This window comes from Apibacter sp. B3919 (assembly GCF_026537405.1).
Classification (GTDB): Bacteria; Bacteroidota; Bacteroidia; order Flavobacteriales; family Weeksellaceae; genus Apibacter.
In genome coordinates, this window is sequence record NZ_JAFNMG010000009.1 from 1 (window position 1) to 3,168 (window position 3,168).

General features: G+C 42.4%; 1 protein-coding gene. It reads left to right on the plus strand.

The window, feature by feature from the left end:
• Nucleotides 1-343: 343 nt before the first annotated feature.
• The coding region (locus J3U20_RS10065) for a DUF4280 domain-containing protein (RefSeq protein WP_160543384.1) at nucleotides 344-3,168 on the plus strand (2,825 nt) is incomplete at its 3' end.

Genomic DNA, 3,168 nt, shown 5'->3' on the forward strand with positions numbered 1-3,168 from the left:
TACAACAAGATAGCCCATACATATTTTAAAGAAAGCCTGAAACCAACCCATAACTTTGTTCAGACAACCCAACAGCATCTTTTTGATGATCAACAAGTTAAACTAAAAATAACCGTAAAAGTTATAAATTCTGATAAAAAAATCTTTATCTTAGCCGAATAATTTTCACAAAGCCTAACTTATGAATATAACGTCTCGTTGTTTCGTATATAGTTTATTTAGTGTAAATCGGAATCTAATTCTTATGGAATTTTTCCGCTTGTAAAGTTGTAAAAATAAAAAAGTAAAGGGATTTTTTAATTGCTTTACTCCCACTAACTCAACCTTAAAAAAAACTAACTCCATGCCCGATAAAAAACCCGATCATTTAGCCTTAGTAGTAGAAGGAGCTTGCGTAAGCTGCAACCGAGGAAGCATTCCCGAATGTATTTTAAAAGTAAAGCATAAGGATGATGACAAGTACCTGGCCAATCAAAAGAAAATAGCCACTTGGCTGGAAGATGACCAAGACCACATGAATTTTGGATTGTGTAACCGAAGCAGTCCCCAGCCGGCCTGCACCCCGCAAATTTCATGGAAAGATTATTATCAAAACGCCGAATTCGGCAAACAAAAACCACTGACGGAAGCTTCCTACGGGGAGTGTAAGTATAAGGGGAAAATCACCATTAAAAACCACGGCCAAAGGATCAGACTCTCGGCAAAAATTTTTAAAAAACACCTCAGGGAATCGTATGATATTTTTATGATAAGTCCGAAGATTGCGGCTTCATTAGGAAATACCATTCCCTCGGTAAGCAAAATAGATTTGGTTTCTTCAAGCGTCCCCAAGCAAACGATTCCCTCCCACCGAGAAGTGTGCTTTGAAATAGGCGGAGCGGTTAAAACAATCACCCTTCAGGCTACAGTAAGGGAAAAAGACGATGCAAGTCTGGTCAATTGGGCCTACTACAAAGGAGATACTCAAAAAGACCGAATAAAAACTTATCTGGAATACGGAAGCACACACCAAGTAAACCTGGAAGAGTTACCTGAAGGCAAGACCACCATCTTCGGATACGGAAAGGTTCCCATAGGAGATTCTACCAAAATAATCATCCATCGCAAAGCAAACAAACTCGAGGAAATTGTTGTCAACGCAAAGCAGGTTTCCAAAGAGAAAATCGTGGAACTTCCCAAAAATACTCCCACCTATTTTACCCCTCGCTATACCTTTCCCGATTCGCTAAAAACCAAGTTCTTTATATTGCAAGGCATGCGATGGCGCATCAAAGATTTGAACGGGACGATCTTATATACGAATGCTCCGGGATTTTCTGCCGATCATAAAAACAGCCCTTTGGGAGCGCAAATTCTCTCGGGAAGTCTGATGGCTTCTTTTCGCAACAGCGGCTCTTATGTTATAGAGTTGGAAGACCATAATTATGTTCCGATGGGAATGTTGCCTAATCGGCGCATGTTGACCGTAAAAATAAAAAACCGATCGGCAGAAAATATAGTAAACCAGGGAAGCGACAAGATACGAAAAGACGGCATTTTTCATCTGAAAGTCTCGAAAATCAAGTATAATTACGAAGGAATGATCGGATTAGGGAATCGGGTTTTTTGGATTGTTCAAAAAGACGGGGGGAAAGTCATACGGTTAGGACTTAAAGAAGAGTTAAAGATCAGTGTTGCAGCGCTTATCGAAGAATTCAAAAAACAAGGGCAGCCTGTAACCGACCTTTACGGGATTTATAAATTCCGAGCCTTCGGGGAAGATAAAGACTCGGCAGCTGTTTTGGGAAAAGGTCCGGATACGGCATGGATTGAAGTGGGCAAGAACCGTTTGGAAAGCATCAGCGGTCCTGAAAAACTACCCGTGGGAGCTGAAGCTGTCTATAAGATCCAACCCTTGATGCCTCTGCAAGCGGGAGAAATGTTGCAATGGACCTGTCCGCATTCTGTCGAGTTGAAATGGAGTCTGTCCTCCGACCGTCAACAAGCGGTTTTACGAATGGACAGGAAAGAAAAAGTTACTTTTTCGGCCCAACTGCAGGGAGAGGAAGTAAGTGACCGTTCAGTAGAAAAAACCGTACAAGCGGAAGAGGTTTTTCTGGAAAGAGCCTTGTGGTGTTACAAAAACGGAACCAGAAGGACCGAGACGGGCTGGGAGGAAGAAAATTATTTCTACCTTAGTTTGAAAGGGCTGGAGAGCGTTGGAATTAAAGTAACGATTTGGGCAGAACATCCCAACTTTGAACCGTTGGAAACCTTCCGCCGACAAGAATGTTTGATAAAAGAACTGGATGCCGTCTTGGATAAAAAAGGAAGTTGTCAACTTTCCTTTATTGTGGACCGGGAAAGTAAAGAAAAGATACAAACCATCAATCCCGACCCTAAAGTACAGACCAAACTTTTTTTTACGGTGGAATTTACCTCAAAAGAACCGTTGGATCTTTCTCGCATATCCTTGATCCACCGGGCAGACGGTCAAGAAGTGGAAACGGTGCATATAGAGGGGAAAACGTTATATTTGGTATTGGATCGCAGAGAATATTTGAAAGTCCCTGCTCCTGCGCGCATTACTTCTTTGTGTTTTTCTAATGAGGCAGCGGATGATGTTCAGATAAAGACTACTGAGTACGGCATAAAGCATACGGTTTGGGTACATACCGTGGGTATGGCTAAGGAAAAACTAACGGTGATTGTGTATAAAAAATTGGGGGCGGATGATTGGGCGGATTCTTATAACGACAAGCAAAAGTCCTTTACGGTGGCAACACAGGCAAAAAGGTATGAGGCAGAGGTGGTGGGGACCGACGGCTTACTGTCGCTGGATTTTACCCCGGAGAGGGACTCGATAGTTCCGAGCCCTCAGGTGTTCTATATCGCCGTTTTTAAGGAGGAAAAGGATGCAAACGATGCAACGGTTTGGGTGGAATTGGAATCTCAGCTGAAGACGGTAAACAGGGATTCGTATGAAAAGGTTTTTAATGAGGAGTATTCGCAGGTGGGCATTGCCATGCCCACTTTGGAGGAAGGGCAAACTCCTACCGCGGAACAATTAAAAAGGATGGAATCTGGTTTTTTCCATTTTTTTAATCCGCTCTATGTTTCTGATCTGGGAAATCTTGAAGATTTATCTTCTGTTTCTTTGGTTACCGTGGCCAGGGGGAAGAATTTGAT